Below are 19910 nucleotides of genomic sequence, written 5' to 3'. Positions count from 1 at the left end.
GACCGGCCCCCTGCCCCCGCGATGGAGCGCGTACGCGCATCCCCAGCCTGCCCAGCCTAGAGTTCGGCATCCCACCGGGCACGCAGGGACGCCCCACCGGCGAGGGTGCCGTCGAGGAAGTCCGACAGGGCGGACAGCGCCTCCAGGGCCCGCTGCAGTTCCGTGCGGCGGTCGCCGCCCGCGATGGCGAGGTGGAAGTGGATCAGGGGATTGGCCCAGGCGCGGCGTTCCGGCTCGGCGAGCACGGTGCAGAACTCGCGGTAGCTGCGGAGCCGGCCCTCGGGCTCGAGCAGGGCGTCGGTGCCGATGCTCGACTGCGTCGCGTACAGGACCCCGCAGGCCGCGAAGGCCACATGGACCTTCATGATCGAGGTGATCAGCTCGGTGTCGTCCTTGTTGGACAGGCGCAGGAACGGTACGTCATGGCGGGCGCGGGTCATCTGGGCGAACAGGCACGCGGTGATCCACACGCTGGACACCAGGGCGCATCCGGTGCCCGCGAACCAGGCCGCGTCCTTGCCGTCGAGGTCCTGCGGGTCGCCGATGACCTGCGCGGGCCGGTAGGCGCCGTGCCGGTCGACGCGCACGGCGTACAACGACAGCCGGTGGTGGGTCTCCGCGGCGTGCCAGCGCAGGGGATTGAGGTACGTCATGTTCTGCGTCTCCCGTTGCGCGCGGCTGCCGTCTCGCCGTTGCTGGCGGTTGGCCAGCAGTACCAGGCTCAGCGAGATGGCGCCCGAGGTGAGCGCCGAGACGACGGCAGTGGAGACGGCGTCCATGGCGGCAGTACCCTTCGTGTCGCCCGATGGGGTGATCGGCGCCGGTGGGCGCCGCGGGTGGCGCGGGGCGTCAGGCGTAGACGGTGGCGCGGACCCGGTCCAGGTCGGCGAGGAGGGTGTCCAGGCGCGTCGGGTCGTCGGCGTAGGACAGGACGGCCTGGTGGAACGAGCTCTGCAGTGCGGTGGGCATCAGGTCGGAGGCGTCGAAGCGCACGGTGCGGGCGTCGAGCAGCAGTTGGCGCAGATGGCGGGAGAGCGCGTCGGGGTAGGCGCCGGCGGCCACGTCGCGGTTGGGGCTGATCGCCCCGCCGCGGGCCACCCAGATCTGCTGCGCGGCCGGTGTGGTGAGGTAGGCGACCAGCCGGCGGGCGGCCGGGGTGGGGTGGAACATTCCGAGCAGGTCCCCGGCCACCTCGGCGCTGCCCTGGAACCGGGGATCGATGGTCGGGAACGGGACGGCGTCGAAGTCCCGGCCGGGCGTCAGGCGGGTGCCGGAGCGCTGGTAGTAGCCGGTGATGAAGGACGCCGCATGGTCGAAATAGCATCCCGGGGTGGGGCTGAACAACGACGTGCCCGCGGCGCCGAAGTTGCTGAGCAGCATGCCGCGGGCGTCCCCGCGGACCAGGCCTTTGGCGCCGACGATGCTGCCCCAGGTCTGCCAGGCCAGTTTGATCTGCGGCGAGCTCCACGCCAGCTGCCCGCTCGCCCACCGGTCGTAGACGTCCGGCCCCGACTGGGCCAGGACGATGTCCTCGAGCCAGTCGGTGCCCGGCCAGCCGGAGGTGGAGCTGGACTCCAGGCCGATGCACCACGGGGGCACGCCGGATCCGGCGATCGTCCGGTTCAGCGCCTGGAGTTGCTCCCAGGTGCCGGGAGGCCTCCAGCCGTGCGCGGTCAGGGCGGTGGGGGAGAACCACAGCAGGCTCTTCATGGACGCCTTGACGAACACCGCGTACTGCTTGCCGTCCACGGCGCCCAACCGCACCCAGCTCGCCCCGTACTGCCGGGTCATGCCCGGCAGGTCCAGCGCGTCGTCCAGCGGGGTCAGCCGGCCGGCGCGGGCGTACTGCACGAGCTGTCCGGGACTGGACAGCACGGCCAGGTCGGGCGGGGCGCCGTTGCTGACGCGGTCGGCCAGGATGGTGTCCGAGTCCCGGGACCCCTGGTAGTCCACCGTGATCCCGGTCTGCTCCTCGAACGGTCGGACCATCGCCCGGAACGCGTCCTGTTCGCTGCCGGTCCATGTGCCCAGTACGTGCACCACCCGGTCCGAGTCGCTTGAGCTGCATGCCGCGAGGGCGGACAGGGCGACGAGCATCAGCGCGAGACCGGCCCGGGCCCAGACGGGGCGGGTGCGCCGGGTCCTGGCGGTGGGCCGGCTCATCGGGCCGCCCGGTACTCGTCGATGCGGGGCCAGAGCCCCGCCACGCACAGCGCCGCGATCGCGGCGCACAGCAGGGGAAGGGCCAGGCGCAGTCCCAGATCGGAGCGCGCGGAGACCTCGGCGTCGGCCAGCCGCTGACGGTGCCGGTCGGTGAGGCGGGCGAGGTCGGTGTCGAGGGCGGTGCCGGCCCCGCCCAGTTGGGTGGCGCCGGGGCCCACGGCGGTCGCCACCATAGCGGGGTCCGTCGTGGCGGCCGCCGCGAAGTCGTGCCGGGCGGCCTGCTGCCGCAGGTCGGCGTCGGCCGCGGTGAAGTGCTGGAAGTCCTGCAAGGTGCGCACGGCGGTATCCCGTCGCTCGGGGCTGTCGGAGCTGTCGGGGGCACCGGGGCCGAGGTCGCCGCGCAGCAGGTCGGCGAGGAGTCCCCGGAACGCCTGGGCGTCGGTGCGGGCGGCCTGGATCACGGCCGGGGTCATCGGACGGTCCGCGAGCGGGGCGGTGTAGGTGCTGAAGCCGGGGGAGAAGCCCTGCCCGGGGCCGGTCTGGACGACGGCCAGCGCGTCGCTGCCCGCGGCCTGCCGGGCGAGGGTGCGGGCCTGCCAGGCGGCGGTCAGTGAGGGCAGCGCCTCGTCGCAGGCGGTGGTGAACGCCCGGTCGCTGTGGGACGTCGCCACGACCGTCCATCCGGCCAGCGTGATCAGCAGGGCCGAGGCGGCGAGCAGGTACGGGTTGATCCGGCGGTGGAAGTGGCCGCTCAGAAAGCGCTGGGTCGCCACGAGCAGGACCAGGGCCGCCGCGGCCGGGGAGAGCACGCCGTACAGCATGGCCGGCGCCAGCCACCGCGTGTGCCGCTGCCGGCTCAGCTCCTGCTGGTTCGCGACCTGGAGCGTCCGCACCTGCGCGAGGATTCCGTCGGCGGGCTTGTGCATCAGGTTCGAGGCGTAACTCAGATAGGCGGTGGCGAGGGCCCCCTGGCCCGCGGCGGCATGCGCCTGTTCGATCAGGCTGGTGTACTCGACGAGCAGGCCCTCGATGGCCTGCAACTGCCCGCTGCCGGCGGTCCCGGCCGCATCGTGCTCGGCGGCCCGCGCCAGCGCCTGGTGCGCCGACTTGAGATCGTCCTGGTAGCGCTGCCCGGGGCCGCTGAGGCGGACCGTCCCGGACGCGAAGCTGCCGGCGGCGACGCGGTCCGCGTCGGCCAGGTAGTAGGCCACCTGCGAGGTGTCGACGATCGCGGGAACGCTGTGGGCCGCGGCGGAGGCGATGGTCGTGTGGGCGCCGCTCAGAGCCAACTGCAGTGCTCCCCATAACGCCACCGTGCACAGGAGCAGCGCGATGAGGGCCCGGCGTAACCGGCGGGGGGTCGTGGGTGGGGAGGGTGCGCGGAGGAGGCGCCGCGAGCGGGGGCGCACCGCGACCGGAGCCGCCATCGGTCAGGGCCGTCCGTTTCCTGCGGCCGTACTCGCCATCATCCCGCTCCGCCCTCGACCTGTCGTGCTGTCGTGATCACGACTGATTGCGCCTCACCCTAGCGGGGGCGCGCAGTGGTGTCTGCGAAAATACCAATATGAGCCCAGGCGGGGGGCCTCCCAAGGGGTCACGTCGGGCCCGCGGCTCCGTGCCGCAGGCGTCCGGTTCCCCGCGCCCTCGTTCCACCCGATCCTGCTGCGTCGACCGGCCCTGTGCGCTGCTAACGTCTGCCTGTCTTTGACACGACACATGAAGGCGCCGGAGCGCGCCAGAAGATCGAGGCAGGTCGTTGACTCGTACACACCGCCGGTCGGGAAAAGTCCTTCCGATCAGCATCGCGGCGACGCTCATCGCGGGCACCGTGGCGGCCATAGGGACGTTCGCGCTGGCGGACACGTCCGGCGGCACCGCGCCCGCACCGGATCCGGCCACGGCCCTGCAGCGGGAGTTCGCTGACGCCGCGCAGGAGTTCGACGTGCCGCAGAGCGTGCTGATGGGCGTGTCGTACCACCTGACCCGGTGGGAGACGCACCAGGGCCAGCCGAGCACGGCCGGGAACTACAACGTCATGGGCCTGACCCAGGTGACGGCGAAGGACGTCGAGGAGCCCACTCGGGCGGAGCGGTTGTCGCACCTGAACCTGAGCGGCGATCCGGCCCGGATGAAGAAGTTCAACCCCACGCGTGCGCTGAAGGGCGATGCGGACCTGGCGGACACCTCCGATCCCCGGCTGCACACGCTGGACGCGGCCGCGAAGCTGACGGATGAGCCTGCCGCGTCGCTGCGCACCGATCGTGCGGAGAGCATCCGGGGTGGGGCGGCGCTGCTGGCGCAGTACGAGAAGGAAGCGACCGGTTCGCTGCCCGAGGACGCGGGCCAGTGGTACGCGGCCGTCGCGCGCTACAGCCAGGCCCCCGACACCAAGGGCGCCGACCTGTTCACGCAGCGGGTCTTCCAGACCATCCACCGCGGCAACAGCCGGGTCACCGCGGACGGGCAGCGGGTCACGCTGCCCGCCGACCCGTCGGTCACCGCCGTCAAACCGGCGAAGATGAAGCTGGCGGCGACGTTCGCCAGCACGACCGCTGTTCCGACGCCCGAGTGCCCGTCGGGTCTGAACTGCGACTTCCGGCCCGCGGCGTTCAAGCAGAACAGCACGGACCCGGCGGACTACGGCAACTACGACGTGACGAACCGGCCGGCCGACGGGGTCGACATCCGTTCCATCGTCATCCATGACACCGAGGGCGGCTACGAGGGTTCGCTGGCCACCTTCCAGAACCCGGCGACGTCCGCCTCCGCGCACTACCTGATCCGCGCGTCGGACGGTCTGGTCACCCAGATGGTGCCGACGAAGGACACCGCCTGGCAGGCGGGTAACAAGACCCTGAACATGCACTCGATCGGTATCGAGCACGAGGGCTTCGCGATCAAGGCGGGGTCCTGGTACAGCGAGTCGCAGTACGAGTCGTCGGCGGCGTTGGTGAAGTACCTCGCCGGCCGGTTCAACATCCCGCTGGACCGTGAGCACATCATCGGCCATGACGAGGTGCCCGGCCCGATCGACGCCAATGTGGCGGGCATGCACTGGGACCCGGGACCGTACTGGGACTGGAACCACTACTTCGCCCTGATGGGCGCGCCGATCGGTGACGGCGGCGGGGGCAGCCCGGTCCTGGCAGGCCAGGAGATCACGATCGCGCCGCCGTTCACCACGGCCAACCAGCCCGCCATCGTGTACTGCTCGCCGACCTGCGCGACCCAGACCCCGCGCCCGGCGAACTTCCTCTACCTGTACTCCGACGCCTCCACCACCTCCCCGCTGATCGCGGACGCGTATCTGCGCGGCGGTGCGGCGGGCAGCACCCAGGGCCCGGACTGGGCCGCCAAGGCCGTCACCGGCGGCCGCTATGTGGTCGCGGCGGTGAGGGGCGACTGGACGGCGATCTGGTACGGCGGCAAGCAGGGCTGGTTCTACAACCCCGGCGGCCAGCGCACCGCCCCGGTCGGCACGACCGGGCAGCAGGTCATCACTGCCAAGGCCGGGCTCGCCTCGATCCCCGTCTACGGCCGGGCCTACCCGCAGACGGCCGACTACGCGGGCACCCAGGTGCCCGTCCAGGCGGACACCGACAAGGCGCTGACGAAGTACACCCTCAAGGCGGGCCAGGTCTACGTGCCCGGTGGCCCGGCCGTGGCCGGCGACTACTTCTACGCCATGAACTACGACAACAGCGCGCCGGGCGACCACAAACTGGTCACCGGGACGACGAAGTTCCTCCCGATCCGCTACAACCACCGTATGGCGTGGGTGCGGGCCGACGACGTGCAGCAGATCAGCAGCACTCGCCCGTCCAGCGGCACCACCCGCTCCGATCTGCTCGCCCGGGACACCGCCGGCGTGCTGTGGCAGTACCAGGGCAGCGGCACGGCCGGCGTGCCGTTCCTGTACCGCTACCGGCTCAGCGCCGGCTGGCAGGGGTACAACGCGCTGATCGACCTGTCCGGGTTCCGGGCCAACGGGACCGGCGACCTGATCGCCCGCGAGCCCTCGGGCACCTTGTGGTACTACAAGGGCACCGGTAACGTCGCGGCGCCCTTCGCCCCGCGGGTCAAGGCCGGGACCGGCTACCAGATCTACAACGGGCTGATCGGCGTGGGCGACGTCTCCGCGGACGGCAAGCCGGACCTGATCGCCCGGGACACCGCGGGCGTGCTGTGGCTCCTGCGCGGCACCGGCAACCCCGCCGCGCCCTTCACCGCCCGCGTCAAGATCGGCACCGGCTGGCAGATGCACAACATGCTCGTCGGCGGGGGCGATCTGACCGGTGACGGGAAGGTCGACCTGATCGCCCGGGACACCTCGGGCAACCTGTGGCTCTACCGCGGCACCGGCAACGTCGCGGCGCCGTGGGCGGCGCGGCTCAAGGTCGGCACCGGCTGGCAGATGCACAACCTCATCGTCGGCACGTCCGACCTGAGCGGCGACGGCAAGGCGGACCTGCTGGCCCGCGACACCACCGGCAAGCTGTGGCTCTACCGGGGCACCGGCAACGCGGCCGCGCCCTTCGCCGCCCGCACGCTCGTCACCTCCGGCTGGCAGATGTACAACGCCCTCATAGGCTGACCCGCCGGTTGACGGCGCCGGCACCACCGGCCGGCCGTCCGTGTTCCGTGCCCGCCGTGCGGCCCGCATCCCGAGACCGGGGTGCGGGCCGCACGGCGGAATGCGTTGTGCCGCCTCTGACCTGCTCCGGTGCGGACAGCGGGTGGATGCGCCTGGTCAAGGGAAGATCCAATCCGGCATATTCCTGGAGTCGTATTCTCAGCTGGTTCTCATATGAAACAGGTTCACCACATGGAGATGGCCCGTATCTCGGCGATCGCCGCCGCTGTCGCCATCGCGCCGGCCGTGCTGTTCTCCTCCGCGGCGGTCGCAGCCGACGGCACGCAGCCGGTCCCCACCTCGGCACCGGACACGGTGGCGGACGCGAAGCCGGTCAAGGGCCGCCCGGCGGACGACGTCCGGGTGGCGATCTCCAGGATCCTCGCCGACAAGAACACCGGCCGGCGCGTGTACGAGCTGGCGCAGAAGGCGCTCGACGGTACGGAGGAGGACCAGCGGTACTTCCTCGAAGTCGGCCAGTACAAGGCCCGCCTGACGGACGACCGCGTCCGCGTCTCGCAGATCATCAACACCGGTGGTCCCGAGGTGCGCAAGGCCGGCAAGGGAGCCCTGCGGATCGGCACGGCGGAGAGCATCAAGCAGTTCCTGGAAGTCGGCCAGTACACGGCCCGCGCCATGGACAAGGCGGCCGAGGACGCGGCCCACAACAAGCCCACTCCCACCCCGGGCACGGGCGGCAAGCCGACCACCGGAAACCAGCCGAAGCCGGCAACCGGCAGCGACGGCAAGCCCGCCGTCGTCGTCACCGACCCGCCGAGCAGCGTCGCCCCTGCGGGGAGCAACGGTACGGAGCTGGCTTCCACCGGTGCCGGCGACACCCCGCGGTGGGCCGTCGGGGGCGCCGTCGTCGCCCTGGGCGCGGGTGCGGGCCTGGTGCTCGTCAACCGCCGCCGTTCGTCCGTGGAGCGCTGAGGCAGGACACCGGCGGGCGTACGCCGAGCGCCTTGGACGCCCGTGCGGCCTCAGGGAGGCCGCACGGGTCACAGGGCCTGCAACCGGGTGCGCAGCAGGCAGAACTCGTTGCCTTCCGGGTCGGTCAGGACGTGCCAGCTCTCGCTGCCGCTCTGGCCGACGTCCGCGGGCCGGGCACCGAGCGCCAGCAGCCGCTCCAGCTCGGCGTCCTGGTCGCGGTCGGTGGCGTTGACGTCGAGGTGCAGTGGCAGCTTTCCGCGCCGCGGGTCGCTGCTCGGGCTGAGGATGAGGGTGGGCTGCGCACCGCCGAAGCCGGCGCCGGGCGGCCCGATCTCGATGCTGCCGTCGTCCTCCCGGCCGAGTTCGACGTAGCCGAGGACCGCGCTCCAGAACGCGGCGAGCCGCTCGGGATCGGCGCAGTCGAGGACCAGTTCACTGATGCGGCATGCCATGCCCGTCAGTGTAGGCAGACCACCCGGGGCGGCGCCGGGCCCGCTACCGGCCTGCCGCCTCACCGACCTCCGGCGCCGCCCGGAGGTCGGTGAGGAAGTCCTGCGGCTGCTGGTAGCGGAGATCGGGATCGCGGACCAGGCACCGGCGCAGGACGTCGCGCAGGGCGGCTGAGGCCGGGATGCCGTCCACGGACACGTCCTCATGGGCGACGGCGTAGAGGATGCTGGCCGCGTCGGTGTACTCGTGGGGCAGCCGTCCGGTGAGGCACTGGTAGAGCACGGTGCCCAGGGCGTACAGGTCGGATCGGATGTCCACCTGGCCGCGCACCTGCTCGGGTGCCATGTACAGCGGCGACCCGATGATGACGCCCGTCAGGGTCAGCTGCCCGCCCGCTTCCTCCAGGGCGCGGGCGACCCCGAGGTCGATGATGACCGCGCCGCGGGTCGGGTGGAGGACGACGTTCGCCGGTTTGATGTCGATCCGGTACAGGCCCAGGGAGTGCAGGTACTGCAGCGCCTCGCCGAGGTCGTTGCCGATCCGCGCGGCTTCCTGGGGGGTCAGCGCCCCGTGGGCGCTGAGGACGTGGGTGAGGACGGACCCCTCGATCAGCTCGATGATCAGCGCGTGCTCGGGGGTGTCGACGACGTCGATCGTGTGCGCGATGTTGGGGTGCCGCATGCGCATGCCGATCTGCGCCTCGCGGCGGAATCGGGCGACCATGGTCTCGTCCGTCGTCAGGCCGCGGTGCAGCAGCTTGATCGCCACGTCCTCCCCGGTGCGCAGGTCGCGCCCGCGATAGACGACGCCCATCCCGCCCGCCCCGATCGGACTGAGCGCCTCGTAGCGGTCGCCGAGGCGGACCACCGGGGACACGGCCGGTTCGGGAACCACCGCCGGGGCGGCCAAGGCTCCCGTCACGGACGGATCGGCCGCCGGTGGCGGGCGGCGGGTGAGCGTGGTGTCCCAGGGGCCGCGCAGCGGGGGCGTCGTCAGGTGCAGATCGGCGCGCTCGCTCTCGCTGCGCCAGGCGAAGCCGGCCAGTTGCCGGGAGTACGCGTCGGTGAGTCGGTAGTACGTGATGCGGGCGTCGGCCGGGTTGCCGTAGTCGGTGGCATCGGGTCGGCTGCCCTCACTCACCACGTCGAGCACGTCCCGGTGGACGAGATGCCGCAGCAGCCGCTCCACGGTCGGGGCGTCCATCCGCAGCAGCGGATCCAGCTGCCCGTCGCGCGCCACGTCCGTGGCCGTGAACACCCGGCCCCGGCTGCGCAGGGCCCAGTCCACGACGTGGTATCCGCCCAGGCGCCAGCGGTCGTTGTCGATCGGCAGGGGGGCCGCTGTGGTCGTGGTGCCCGCGGAGATCGCGTCGGAGACCACCGATTGCAGGTAGCCGTAGAACAGCATCCGCGGCCAGTCCTCGTCCGGCACGCGCAGCAGGGGGTGGCCCGAGGTGTCCCAGGCGACCAGGGCGTTGAACTCCTGGAGCAGGCGGCGCGGGACGCCGCGCGATTTGAAGCGCAGGTACTCGACGAGGGTGTCGAGGCCTGCGGGTTCCTCGTCCGGCGCGTCGTCGGGCCGGCTCCCGGGGTCCCGTCCGTCCCAGGTCCGGCCAGGCGGCCAGTTCCTCGGCGGAGGGCGCAGCGGGGGCCGTGAGCGCAGGTGCTCCACCTGGTGGGCTTCGTGCAGCCCCCGCACCAGCCGTTCGGGGGCCGACCACAGGCACGGCACGTACATCCGCCAGCTGAAGACACTCTCGTAGACGCCGTTGCCCCGGTCGGCGTCCCTGAGGGCCTGGTCGTGCAGGTCGGGTCCGGCGACCAGGATGAAGTGGGCGCCGCGTGCGGTCAGTACGTTCTTGAGGGTGCCCAGCAGGGTTTCGAGATAGGGGAGGGCGTCCGCGGAGCTGTCGGTCAGTTTGTCGACTTCGTCGAGCACGATGACGGGGTGTACGCGTAACCGGCCCGGCTGTCGCCGGCGGCGCGGCCAGCGGCGTCGGCGGGGGGCGGGGTGCTCCTGGATGTCGCCGAGCAGCTGGATGATCCGCAGGAGGTCGTGCTCGACGTCGGTCTCGGAGTAGGCCAGGAAGGCGGCCTCGGTCGCCCGGTTGCTCGTCCGCCGGCCCGTGATGCTCAGTGCGGGCGCCAGTGAGGCGAGAGGGCCGATCTGCGGGCCGACGCCCAGGGTGCCGCCGTGCTCGCTGCCTTCGGCCTGGGTCTGTTTGAAGGACAGCGAGGTGCGGGTGTAGGCGAGCAGCAAGGACTCCTGGACGTCGTGCGGCAGCTGCCGCAGCAGGCCCTCGTCGCCGAGCGTTTCGAAGATCCGCCGGACGACGGCGAACAGCAGTTGGTCCGCCTCCATCTTGCGGGCGAAGTTGAGATGCACGGTCAGGAGGCGGTAGCCGCCGACCTGGTGGGCCTGGTCTGCGGCGGCGGACAGGGCGCGCAGCACGAGTGTCGACTTGCCGACGCCCCGGAATCCGGTGACCAGGAAGGTGCCGCCGTGCGAGTAGGTCAGCCGCTCCCGCAGGCTGGTGACGAGTTCGTGGTGGCCGAGGACGGGGATCGCGTCGTCGTCGACGGGCAGTGGCTCGTGGATGTAGCGGAATTGCCGGTGCAGCGGCATGTGAAGCACCGCGATCCCCCTTCGCCCTGGGCAAGGCCAGGGTAGATGCTCGGGGCTGCGCAGCGCCGTGGTTTCCGCCGACGGCCGGAAGTGGACGGGCCCTGTTTCAGGCGCGTTCGGGAAGGCCGGTGGCCTGCCAGGCGGCCTCGATCATCGGGAAGATCTCGTCCACCGCGGCGTCCGGGTCGGGGGCCTCGCGGGCCAGGGTGTAGGCGTCGATGGCGAACCGGGCGATCGTCCGGCAGGCGGTGGTGGCCGGGGGCAGGCCGAGGTCGGCGGCGATGGCCGTGGCCAGGGAGTCCGCGTGCCGCAGCCGCATCGACTCCTCGTACTCCCGCAGGGCGGGTGAGGCGTCGATCAGGTGCCACAGCGGGGCGGCGCCGGCGGCCGTGCAGTGCCGCACCAGGGCGTGGATCTCGCGGCGCAGGGCGGGGATGAGCGGCTCGTGCGGGCCCCGGTCGGTGACCGCCCGGACGAGGCGCTGCTCGAAGTCGTCGTCCCGCTCGAAGACCAGGGCCTCTTTGGAGGCGAAGTGGGAGAACAGCGTGGTGACGGCGACATCGGCCTCGGCGGCCACGTCCCGGATGCCCACCGCGTCGTAGCCGCGGTCCAGGAACATCCGCAGGGCCGTGTCGGCGATCTTCTGGCGGGTCGCGGCCTTCTTGCGCTCTCGGCGTCCGGGCGGCGTGGTCATAACGTGACGCTAGCAGATGCGAATCCGTATTCGTTCCAAAACACTAACTGTTAGTGTTACGGTCGCGGCATGAAGAAGGTGACCTTCGCCGAGTTCGGCGGCCCGGATGTACTGCACTACGGAGACGCCGAGGAGCCCCACGCGGGCCCCGGCCGGATACGCATCGCCGTGCGGGCGGCGGGGGTGAACCCCGTCGACTGGAGGCTGCGTGAGGGCCAGGTCCTGGGAGCCCATCCGATCGCATTGCCCGCCGGCGTCGGGCTGGACGCCGCCGGCGTGGTGGACGAGATCGGCGACGGCGTGGACGGCGTCACGGTCGGCGACCGGGTGTTCGGCGAGGGCGCGAGCACCTATGCCGAGCTGGCGGTGCTGTCCGCGTGGGCCCCCATGCCCGAAGGGCTGTCCTTCGCAGAGGCGGCGGGATACCCCTCCGTGGTGGAGACCGCGCTGCGCATCCTGCGGCAGGTCGGTGTGCGGGCCGGGCAGACGTTGCTGGTCAGCGGGGCGGCCGGGGGAGTGGGCTCGGCGGTGCTGCAGATCGCCCGCCACCGCGGCATCACGGTCATCGGCACGGCCGGGGCCACGAACCAGGAGTACCTGCGCAGCCTGGGCGCCCTCGCCACCCCGTACGGCGCGGGCTGGGTCGAACGGGTGCGGCGGCTCGGCCGAGTCGACGCGGCCCTCGACCTGGCCGGCGCGGGCGTGATCCGCGAACTCGTCGAGCTGACCGGGGACCCGCAGAAGGTGATCTCCATCGCCGATCTCGCCGCGCCGGAGCTCGGGGTCCGCTTCTCCGGCGTGGCCGGGAGCGTGCCGGACGCCCTCGCCGAGGCCGCCGACCTCATCGCACGGGGCAAGCTCCATATCCCGGTCGAGAAGTCCTACCCCCTCGCCGAGGCCGCCGCGGCGCACACCGACAGCCAAGCCGGTCACACGCGGGGGCGCCGGGTCATCGTCATCTGAGCCCGCTGAGCCCGCTGAGCCCGCCGGGCGGGTCGCAGGTCGTCAGCCTGGTGCGCTCACGTCGCGCCCCCGGGCAGGGCGTGCGGCCAGGTACGGGGTGCCGCCGGCAGCTCCACCGTGATGCGCAGCCCGCCGGACGGGCGCGGGGCGAGGGTGAGGGTCCCGTCGTGGGCCTCGGTGATGGTCTTGACGATGGCCAGGCCGAGGCCCACGCCCGCGTGGTCGGAGTGGACGCGTTCGGTACCGCGCTGGAACGGTTCCGTGAGTGTCGCGACCAACGCGGGGGTGAGCGGGTCGCCGGTGTTCTCGACGGAGAGCAGCACGCTGCCGGGACCGAGGCCGGTGTGCACCCGGATGCTGCCGTGCGCGGGCAGGTTGTGGACGATCGCGTTGTGCACGAGGTTCATGGTCAGCTGCAGCAGGAGCGCGGGCGAGCCGGTGGTGGGCGCGATGTCCCCGCGGGTGTCGATGGTGACGCCCTGCTTCTCCGCCAGGGGGAGCAGGGTTTCGGTGGCTTCCTCCGCCAGGAGGGACAGGTCGACGGGTTCGCGGGTGAAGGACCGCTGGTTGGCGCGGCTGAGCACGAGCAGGGCCTCGGTGAGGTCGATCGCCCGGGTGTTGACGGCCTGCAGGCGCTCGACGAGTGCGCCGCAGTCGTGGTCCGGATCATTCCGGGCCACGTCGAGCAGGGTCTTGGAGATCGCCAGCGGGGTGCGCAGCTCGTGCGAGGCGTTGGCGGCGAATCGCTGCTGCTGCGCGACGTGTGTTTCGAGCTGCGCGAGCATCATGTCGAAGGCGTCGGCCAGTTCGCGGAACTCGTCCTTGCGGCCCGGCAGGCAGATCCGGTGGGACAGCGAGCCGGCCGCGGCCGTGCGGGTGGCGAGGGTGATCCGGTCCAGGGGGGCGAGCATGCGTCCGGCGAGGATCCAACCGCCCAGGAGGCCGAAGACCAGCAGGAACACCATGGCCGCGGCGGCGGTCGGGGCGAAGCCGCGCACGAACATGGTGCCGGGCGTCTCGCGCACCGCCCCCGTCTCGTTGGTCTGCAACCACCCCTGTCGCACGAGGAACACTCCCACGGCGACCAGCAGCAGGGCTCCGGCGAGCACCAGGAAGCCCGCGTAGCTGAGGGTGAGTTTGAGGCGCACGCTGGGCCCGGGGGTTCTATCCACGGTCTGCTGCCTCACGCCCGGCGGCGGGTGCCACATCGATGCGGTAGCCGACGCCCGGCACGGTGGCGATGACCCAGGGCTCGCCGAGGCGTTTGCGCAGCGCCGAGACGGTGATGCGGACGGCGTTGGTGAACGGGTCCGCGTTCTCGTCCCACGCCCGCGCCAGGAGGTCCTCGGCGCTGACGACCCCACCCTGGGCGCCGACCAGGACTTCCAGGACGGCGAACTGCTTGCGGGTCAGCGCCACGTAGCGGCCGTCGCGGTAGACCTCCCGGCGGAACGGGTCCACCCGCAGCCCGGCGAGCTCCCGCACCGGAGGCCTGCTGTGGGCCCGTCGGCGGTCCAGGGCCCGGAGCCGGAGCGCGAGCTCGCGCAGTTCGAACGGTTTCGTGAGGTAGTCGTCGGCGCCGAGTTCGAACCCGGACGCCTTGTCGTCGAGGCGGTCGGCGGCGGTGAGCATGAGGATGGGCATGCCGCTGCCGGACGCGATGATGCTCTTGGCGATCTCGTCACCGGACGGTCCGGGCACGTCGCGGTCGAGGACGGCGATGTCGTAGACGTTGAGGCGCAGCAGCTCCAGCGCGCTGTCGCCGTCCCCCGCGATGTCGGCGGCGATCGCCTCCCGGCGCAGGCCGTCACGGATGGCTTCCGCCATGAAGGGCTCGTCCTCGACGATCAGCACACGCATGTCCCCGATGCTACGAGTCGGGACATATCGTCGGCGTAACAGAAACGGCATACGCGCCGGCAACGCCGCGCTGCTTTGACTCGGCGCATGCCCCCCAGTGAACGAGCACGACCAGCAGCCCGGCGTCCGGCGTCCTCGACGGGTCTGACCGTCGGGCGGATCAGCGCGGCCGAGCATCTGGCGTTCGTGCGGACGCAGCGGTCGGCCAGCTTCCTGCAGACCCCGGCCTGGGGCCGCGTCAAGACCGAGTGGCGCAGCGAGTCCCTCGGCTGGTTCGACGGCCCGGAGCTGGTCGGCGCGGGGCTCGTGCTGCACCGGCCGGTGCCGCGGCTCGAGCGCTACACCCTGGCCTACCTGCCCGAAGGACCCGTCATCGACTGGAGCGGCGAGCTCGACGCGTGGCTGGACCCGCTGGCGGCCCACCTCAAGGCACACGGCGCGTTCGCCGTCCGGCTCGGCCCGCCCGTGCGCACCGACACCTGGAGCGCCGACCAGGTCAAGGCGGGCATCGCCGACCCGGGCGTCCGGCGGCTGACCGAGCTGCCCAGCCGGCGCGACGACGCGGTCGGCGACCGGGTGAGCGACCGGCTCCGGGCGGCCGGCTGGTTGCCGCAGAGTCCCGAGGACGGTTTCGGGGTCGGGCATCCGCAGTTCAAGTACGAGCTTGCGCTGGCCGGCAGGACGGAGGACGAGCTGCTGCGGGGCATGAACCAGCTGTGGCGCCGCAACATCAGGAAGGCGGCGCAGCAGGGGGTCGAGGTCAGCGTCGGGACGGACCTGCAAGCGTTCCACGAGCTGTACGTCCACACCGCCGCGCGCGACCGCTTCACGCCGCGGCCGCTGGGCTACTTCGAGACCATGGTCGCCGCGCTGAGCGCCGAGGACCCCGATCGGATCCGCCTCTACCTGGCCCGCCACCAGGGCGACCTGGTCGCCGCCGCCCTCCTGGTCCGCGTCGGCGCGCACGCCTGGTACGCCTACGGCGCCTCCTCCACCGACAAGCGCGACGTGCGCGGCTCGAACGCCTGCCAGTGGGCGATGATCCGCGACGCGCGGGCGGCCGGCTGCGACGTCTACGACCTGCGCGGCATCACCCCGACCCTGGATGCCGACGACCCGCACGTGGGCCTGGTCCAGTTCAAGGCCGGCACCGGCGGTCAGGCGGTGCGGTACGTCGGAGAGTGGGACCTGCCCCTGCGGCCGATGGTCTACCGGGCCTTCGACCTCTACATGAAGCGGCGCGGGCGCTGACCCGCGGTGCCCTGACGGGGGCCGCTACGCGAGGGCGGCGGCGATCTCGTCGAGGCGTGCCCCGCGGGAGGCCTTGACGAGCACCACGTCGCCCGCGGTGAGGTGCCGGCGCAGCCAGGCCGCGGCCGCGGCGTTGTCGGCCGGCGCCAGGGCCAGCTCCCGTGCCCGCGGCTCCGCGCCGTCGGCGATCGGGCGGGCGGCCGCACCGACCGCGAGGACCACGTCGGCCCGGGCGGCGGCGTACGCCCCGATCGCGCGGTGTTCGGCCGGGCCGGTCTCCCCGAGCTCGAGCATCGGGCCGAGGACGGCGATACGGCGCCGGCCCCGGATCGCCACCAGCGCGTCCAGGGCGGCGCGGGTCGAGTCGGGGTTGGCGTTGTAGGAGTCGTTGAGGAGCGTCGCGCCGCAGGCGAGGGTGCGCCGCTCCAGGCGCCACGGTGACAGCGCGGCAGTGGGCAGGGCCGCCGCCGCCCGGTCGAGGGGCACACCGGCCGCCAGTCCCGCGGCCGCGGCGGCGGCCGCGTTGAGCGCCTGGTGGGCGCCCACGAGCGGCAGCGTGACCGGAACGGAGGCGTGGGCGGTGCGCAGCGTGCAGGACGGCCGGCCGAGCCGGTCCAACGCCAGGTCGCGTATCCGTACGTCGGCGTGGTCCGCCCGGCCGAAGGTCAGGACCGGGCCGTCGGTGGGGGAGCGCATCGTGACCACCCGCGGATCGTCGGCGTTCAGGACGGCGGTGCCGCCGGGCGCCAGCCCCCGCACCAGCTCGCCCTTGGTCCGGGCGATGGCCGCGCGCGACCCGAAGGAGCCGAGGTGGGCCTGGCCGACGTTGAGGACGACACCGATGTCGGGCGCGACCAGGGCGGTGAGCGCGGCGATGTCGCCGAGGTGGCGGGCGCCCATCTCCAGGACGAGGAACCGGGTGGCCGCGTCGGCGCGCAGCATGGTCAGCGGCACGCCGAGTTCGTTGTTGTACGAGCCGAGCGTGGCGATGGTGGGTGCGGTGCCCGCGAGCACGGCCGCCAGCAGGTCCTTGGTGCTGGTCTTGCCCTGGGAGCCGGTCAGTGCGACCACGGTCAGCCCGTCGCGCAGGCGGGCCACGACATGGGCGGCGAGAAGTTGCAGTGCGGCGCGGGCGTCCGCGACGACGACGGTGGGCAGCACGGTGGGCCGCGAGCCGAGCACGGCGACCGCGCCGGCCCGAGCGGCCTGGTAGGCGTAGGCGTGGCCGTCGACCCGTTCACCGGCGAGGGCGACGAACAGCCCGCCCGGCGTGGCCCGGCGACTGTCGAGCACGGCCGGCGCGGTCACCGTCACGGCGGCGTCGCCCTCGACCCTGCCGCCGACGACCGCGGCGATCTCCTCCAGAGCGAGCGGGATCATGCGCGGGCTGTGTGCGGGCCGGCGGGCGAAGGCAGGGGGGCGCGGCCGGTGTCGGCGGCTGGTGCGGTACTGGTCATGCCGTCAGTCAAGACACCGAGGTGTTGCCGGCCCGTATGCGCGGCGCGATACGCCGACAATATGCCCCCGGTCCTTACCGGTATCGCCGGTATATCGAAAACCGGATACGCCCCGGCAACACCCCGGCCTTTTGACTGGAGGCATGACCTCCAGCGAACCAGGCCGACCAGCGGCCCGCGGCACCCGATCGCCAACACCCGTGTCCTGCGGGTCCGTTCCGGCCATGGGGCTCACCGTCTATGGATGCGAGCGGGACGAGGCCGTTCTGTTCCGCGCGATGGCGCCTCGTTTCGGGGTGCGGCTGACCCTCACCGAAGCGGCGGTTTCCGACGCTTCGGTTGCCCTGGCATCGGGAAACCGCTGCATCAGCGTCGGGCACAAAACGGAAGTCGCGCATTCCACGCTGCGGGCACTGAGCCAGGTCGGCGTCACCTATATCTCCACGCGCAGCGTCGGGTACAACCACATCGACGTGGAATACGCGGCCGGTGTCGGGATCCGTGTCGAGAATGTCGCCTATTCGCCCGACAGCGTGGCCGACTACACGGTCATGCTGATGCTGATGGCCGTGCGCCACGCCAAGGCCGTCATCCGGCGCGCGGAGGTGCACGACTACCGGCTGCACGAGGTGCGTGGCCGGGAGTTGCGCGACCTGACCATCGGGGTCGTCGGGGCCGGGCGCATCGGCACAGCGGTCATGGACCGGCTGCGGGGGTTCGGCTGCCGCGTGCTGGCCTACGACAATCGTCCGGCGGCCGAGGGTGCCTTCGTGCCGCTGGAGGAACTGCTGCGGGTGAGCGACATCGTCACGCTCCACACGCCGCTCACCGCGGACACGCACCATCTCCTCGACCGCCGGCGCATCGCGCAGCTGAAACACGGCGCGTTCGTCATCAATACGGGCCGCGGGGCCCTGCTCGACACCGAGGCCCTGGTGTGCGCCCTGGAAAGCGGCCAGTTGGGCGGTGCGGCGCTGGACGTCCTCGAAGGCGAGGAAGGCGTCTTCTACGCGGACCGCAGGAATCGCCCGGTCGAGAGCAAGACGCTGCTGCGGCTGCAGGAACTGCCCCATGTGCTGATCAGCCCGCACACCGCGTACTACACGGACCACGCGCTGAGCGACACCGTCGAGAACTCCCTCAGCAACTGCCGGATATTCGAAAGCAGGAAGCAGCATGGATAAGTTGAGGATCGGCATCATCTTCGGGGGCTGTTCCGAGGAGCATCCCGTCTCCGTCAAATCCGCGCGCGAGATCGCCCGGAGCCTCGATACCGACACGTACGAGCCGTTCTACATCGGCATCACGCCCAGCGGCGCGTGGAAGCTCTGCGACAGCCCGGCGGCGGACTGGGAGAACGGCCCGTCCCGGCCGGTACTGCTGTCACCCGACCGGACCGTGCACGGGCTGCTCGTCCTGGAGCCGGGACGCTACGACACGATCCGCCTGGACGTCGTGCTGCCCGTGCTGCACGGCAAGCTCGGCGAGGACGGTGCGATCCAGGGGCTGCTGGAGCTGTCGGGAATCCCCTACGTGGGGTGCGACGTCGCCAGCTCGGCGCTGTGCATGGACAAATCCCTCACCTATCTCGTCGCCGCCGCCGCGGGCATCGCCACCCCCACGTTCTGGACCGTCACCGCGCACGAGGACCTCGATCCCGGCCGGTTCACCTACCCCGTCTTCGTGAAGCCGGCCCGTTCCGGGTCGTCGTTCGGCGTCAGCAAGGTGGCCGGGCAGGACGACCTGCTGCGCGCGGTCAAGACCGCCCGGCAGTACGACGCGAAGGTGCTGATCGAAGAGGCGGTCGCCGGCAGTGAGATCGGGTGCGCCATCCTGGGCAACGACGGGGAGTTGCTCGCCGGCGAGGTCGATCAGATCGTCCTGTCCCACGGTTTCTTCAAAATCCACCAGGAGGCGGATCCCGAGAGCGGTTCGGAGAACGCGACCCCGCTCGTTCCCGCCCCGATCTCCGCGCAGTCGCGGGCGCGCGTCCAGGAGACGGCCAAGACCGTCTACCGCGCCTTGGGGTGCCGGGGGCTGGCCCGGGTGGACCTGTTCCTCACGGACGGCGGGGACATCGTCCTCAACGAGGTCAACACGCTGCCCGGCATGACCTCCTACAGCCGCTATCCGCGCATGATGCGCGCCGCGGGCGTCCCGCTGGCGGACGTGATCGACCGGACGGTGGCGTTGGCCCTGACGGGAGCCCGGCGATGAACGACGGCTTCTGCTTCCTGGACGAGCTGGTGCCGGGCCTGCGGTGGGATGCCAAGTACGCCACCTGGGACAACTTCACCGGCAAACCGGTCGACGGATACCTGGCCAACCGCGTCGTCGGCACGACAGCGCTGGGCGCGGCCCTGCGCCGGGCGCAGGACCGGGCCGCCTCCCTGGGGTTCGGCCTGGTGCTGTGGGACGGCTACCGCCCGCAGCGGGCGGTGGACTGCTTCCTGCGCTGGGCGCGACAGGCGGAGGACGGACGCACCAAGCCCCGGCACTATCCGAACATCGACCGGTCCGAGATGTTCACCCAGGGCTACGTGGCCGCGAAGTCGGGCCACAGCCGGGGCAGCACCGTGGACCTGACGCTGTACCGCCTGGATTCGGGCGAACTCGCCCCCATGGGTGGTGGCCACGACTTGATGGACTCGCGCTCGCACCACGGCGCGGAGGGGATCACCCCGGAGGAGGCGCAGCACCGGCAGCTCCTGCGCTCCCTCATGGAGGCCTGCGACTTCAGCGCGTACGCCGGGGAGTGGTGGCACTACACCCTGCGGGGCGAACCGTACGCGGACACCTATTTCGACTTCCCCATCACCTAGCGGTCGGGCGCCGGCCCCGGCCGCGGGCCGGACGGCGCCGTGACACGGTGACGGGGGAC

At 72.0% G+C, this 19910-nt stretch carries 16 protein-coding genes; 7 read left to right on the top strand and 9 right to left on the bottom strand.

Features of this window, described 5'->3' with window-relative positions:
- Positions 1-56 precede the first annotated feature (56 nt).
- The 3 genes from ABZ721_RS12635 to ABZ721_RS12625 all read right to left on the bottom strand — a co-directional run bounded on the left by ABZ721_RS12635 (position 57) and on the right by ABZ721_RS12625 (position 3452).
- On the bottom strand, positions 57-779 hold the full coding sequence (locus ABZ721_RS12635) for a hypothetical protein (protein WP_358788632.1): 723 nt from the start codon (positions 777-779) through the stop codon (positions 57-59).
- Between the two features lie 70 nt (positions 780-849).
- Positions 850-2163 (bottom strand): ABC transporter substrate-binding protein, encoded by a 1314-nt coding sequence (locus tag ABZ721_RS12630; RefSeq protein WP_358788631.1) that lies wholly within the window; start codon positions 2161-2163, stop codon positions 850-852.
- A complete protein-coding gene (locus ABZ721_RS12625; protein ID WP_358788630.1) occupies positions 2160-3452 on the bottom strand; it encodes a hypothetical protein in 1293 nt (430 codons plus the stop codon). Before ABZ721_RS12625 ends, ABZ721_RS12630 begins: the two co-directional genes overlap by 4 nt.
- A gap of 467 nt (positions 3453-3919) precedes the next feature.
- Between ABZ721_RS12625 and ABZ721_RS12620 the strand changes: the two genes are divergently transcribed.
- Both ABZ721_RS12620 and ABZ721_RS12615 read left to right on the top strand, forming a co-directional pair.
- The gene (locus ABZ721_RS12620) at positions 3920-6757 is read left to right on the top strand and encodes an N-acetylmuramoyl-L-alanine amidase (protein ID WP_358788629.1); all 2838 of its coding nucleotides are present in this window, start codon (positions 3920-3922) and stop codon (positions 6755-6757) included.
- Positions 6758-6988: 231 nt separating this feature from the next.
- Positions 6989-7729 carry an ALF repeat-containing protein gene (locus tag ABZ721_RS12615; protein WP_358788628.1) on the top strand — a complete coding sequence of 247 codons (741 nt, stop codon included), beginning with the start codon at positions 6989-6991 and terminating at the stop codon, positions 7727-7729.
- A gap of 68 nt (positions 7730-7797) precedes the next feature.
- Here the strand turns inward: ABZ721_RS12615 and ABZ721_RS12610 are convergent, their stop codons facing one another.
- The 3 genes from ABZ721_RS12610 to ABZ721_RS12600 all read right to left on the bottom strand — a co-directional run bounded on the left by ABZ721_RS12610 (position 7798) and on the right by ABZ721_RS12600 (position 11498).
- Positions 7798-8181: a VOC family protein gene (locus ABZ721_RS12610; RefSeq protein ID WP_358788627.1), complete on the bottom strand. Its 384-nt coding sequence runs from the start codon at positions 8179-8181 to the stop codon at positions 7798-7800.
- Positions 8182-8224: 43 nt separating this feature from the next.
- Positions 8225-10804 (bottom strand): serine/threonine-protein kinase, encoded by a 2580-nt coding sequence (locus ABZ721_RS12605; RefSeq protein WP_358788626.1) that lies wholly within the window; start codon positions 10802-10804, stop codon positions 8225-8227.
- Positions 10805-10910: 106 nt separating this feature from the next.
- Positions 10911-11498: a helix-turn-helix domain-containing protein gene (locus ABZ721_RS12600; RefSeq protein ID WP_358788625.1), complete on the bottom strand. Its 588-nt coding sequence runs from the start codon at positions 11496-11498 to the stop codon at positions 10911-10913.
- Between the two features lie 69 nt (positions 11499-11567).
- On the opposite strand from ABZ721_RS12600, the gene ABZ721_RS12595 reads away from it, so the two are divergent.
- Positions 11568-12461, top strand: a complete 894-nt coding sequence (locus ABZ721_RS12595) for an NADP-dependent oxidoreductase (RefSeq protein ID WP_358788624.1) — start codon at positions 11568-11570, stop codon at positions 12459-12461.
- Between the two features lie 56 nt (positions 12462-12517).
- Here the strand turns inward: ABZ721_RS12595 and ABZ721_RS12590 are convergent, their stop codons facing one another.
- The gene (locus ABZ721_RS12590) at positions 12518-13633 is read right to left on the bottom strand and encodes a HAMP domain-containing sensor histidine kinase (protein ID WP_358788623.1); all 1116 of its coding nucleotides are present in this window, start codon (positions 13631-13633) and stop codon (positions 12518-12520) included.
- Positions 13626-14321 (bottom strand): response regulator transcription factor, encoded by a 696-nt coding sequence (locus ABZ721_RS12585; RefSeq protein ID WP_358788622.1) that lies wholly within the window; start codon positions 14319-14321, stop codon positions 13626-13628. The genes ABZ721_RS12590 and ABZ721_RS12585 overlap by 8 nt, the downstream gene beginning before the upstream one ends.
- A gap of 87 nt (positions 14322-14408) precedes the next feature.
- Between ABZ721_RS12585 and ABZ721_RS12580 the strand changes: the two genes are divergently transcribed.
- Positions 14409-15572, top strand: coding sequence for a peptidoglycan bridge formation glycyltransferase FemA/FemB family protein (locus ABZ721_RS12580; RefSeq protein WP_358788621.1), 1164 nt, complete (start codon positions 14409-14411; stop codon positions 15570-15572).
- 24 nt (positions 15573-15596) lie between these two features.
- Here the strand turns inward: ABZ721_RS12580 and murF are convergent, their stop codons facing one another.
- A complete protein-coding gene (gene murF / locus ABZ721_RS12575; protein WP_358788620.1) occupies positions 15597-16952 on the bottom strand; it encodes a UDP-N-acetylmuramoyl-tripeptide--D-alanyl-D-alanine ligase in 1356 nt (451 codons plus the stop codon).
- A 301-nt stretch (positions 16953-17253) separates the two neighbouring features.
- Between murF and ABZ721_RS12570 the strand changes: the two genes are divergently transcribed.
- Genes ABZ721_RS12570 through vanX form a run of 3 tightly spaced genes read left to right on the top strand, consistent with a single transcriptional unit; the run spans position 17254 to position 19851 of the window.
- Complete coding sequence (locus ABZ721_RS12570) at positions 17254-18213, top strand: D-isomer specific 2-hydroxyacid dehydrogenase family protein (RefSeq protein ID WP_358788619.1); 960 nt, start codon at positions 17254-17256, stop codon at positions 18211-18213.
- Positions 18206-19246: a D-alanine--(R)-lactate ligase gene (gene vanA, locus ABZ721_RS12565; RefSeq protein WP_358788618.1), complete on the top strand. Its 1041-nt coding sequence runs from the start codon at positions 18206-18208 to the stop codon at positions 19244-19246. Before ABZ721_RS12570 ends, vanA begins: the two co-directional genes overlap by 8 nt.
- Positions 19243-19851 (top strand): D-Ala-D-Ala dipeptidase VanX, encoded by a 609-nt coding sequence (gene vanX, locus ABZ721_RS12560; RefSeq protein ID WP_358788617.1) that lies wholly within the window; start codon positions 19243-19245, stop codon positions 19849-19851. The genes vanA and vanX overlap by 4 nt, the downstream gene beginning before the upstream one ends.
- The last annotated feature ends 59 nt before the right edge of the window (positions 19852-19910 follow it).

Origin of the sequence: Streptomyces sp. NPDC006733, from assembly GCF_040636125.1 — a bacterium.
GTDB lineage: Bacteria > Actinomycetota > Actinomycetes > Streptomycetales > Streptomycetaceae > Actinacidiphila.
The sequence above is the reverse complement of the archived record's forward strand: the minus strand, read 5'-3'. Positions and strand labels throughout refer to the sequence as shown.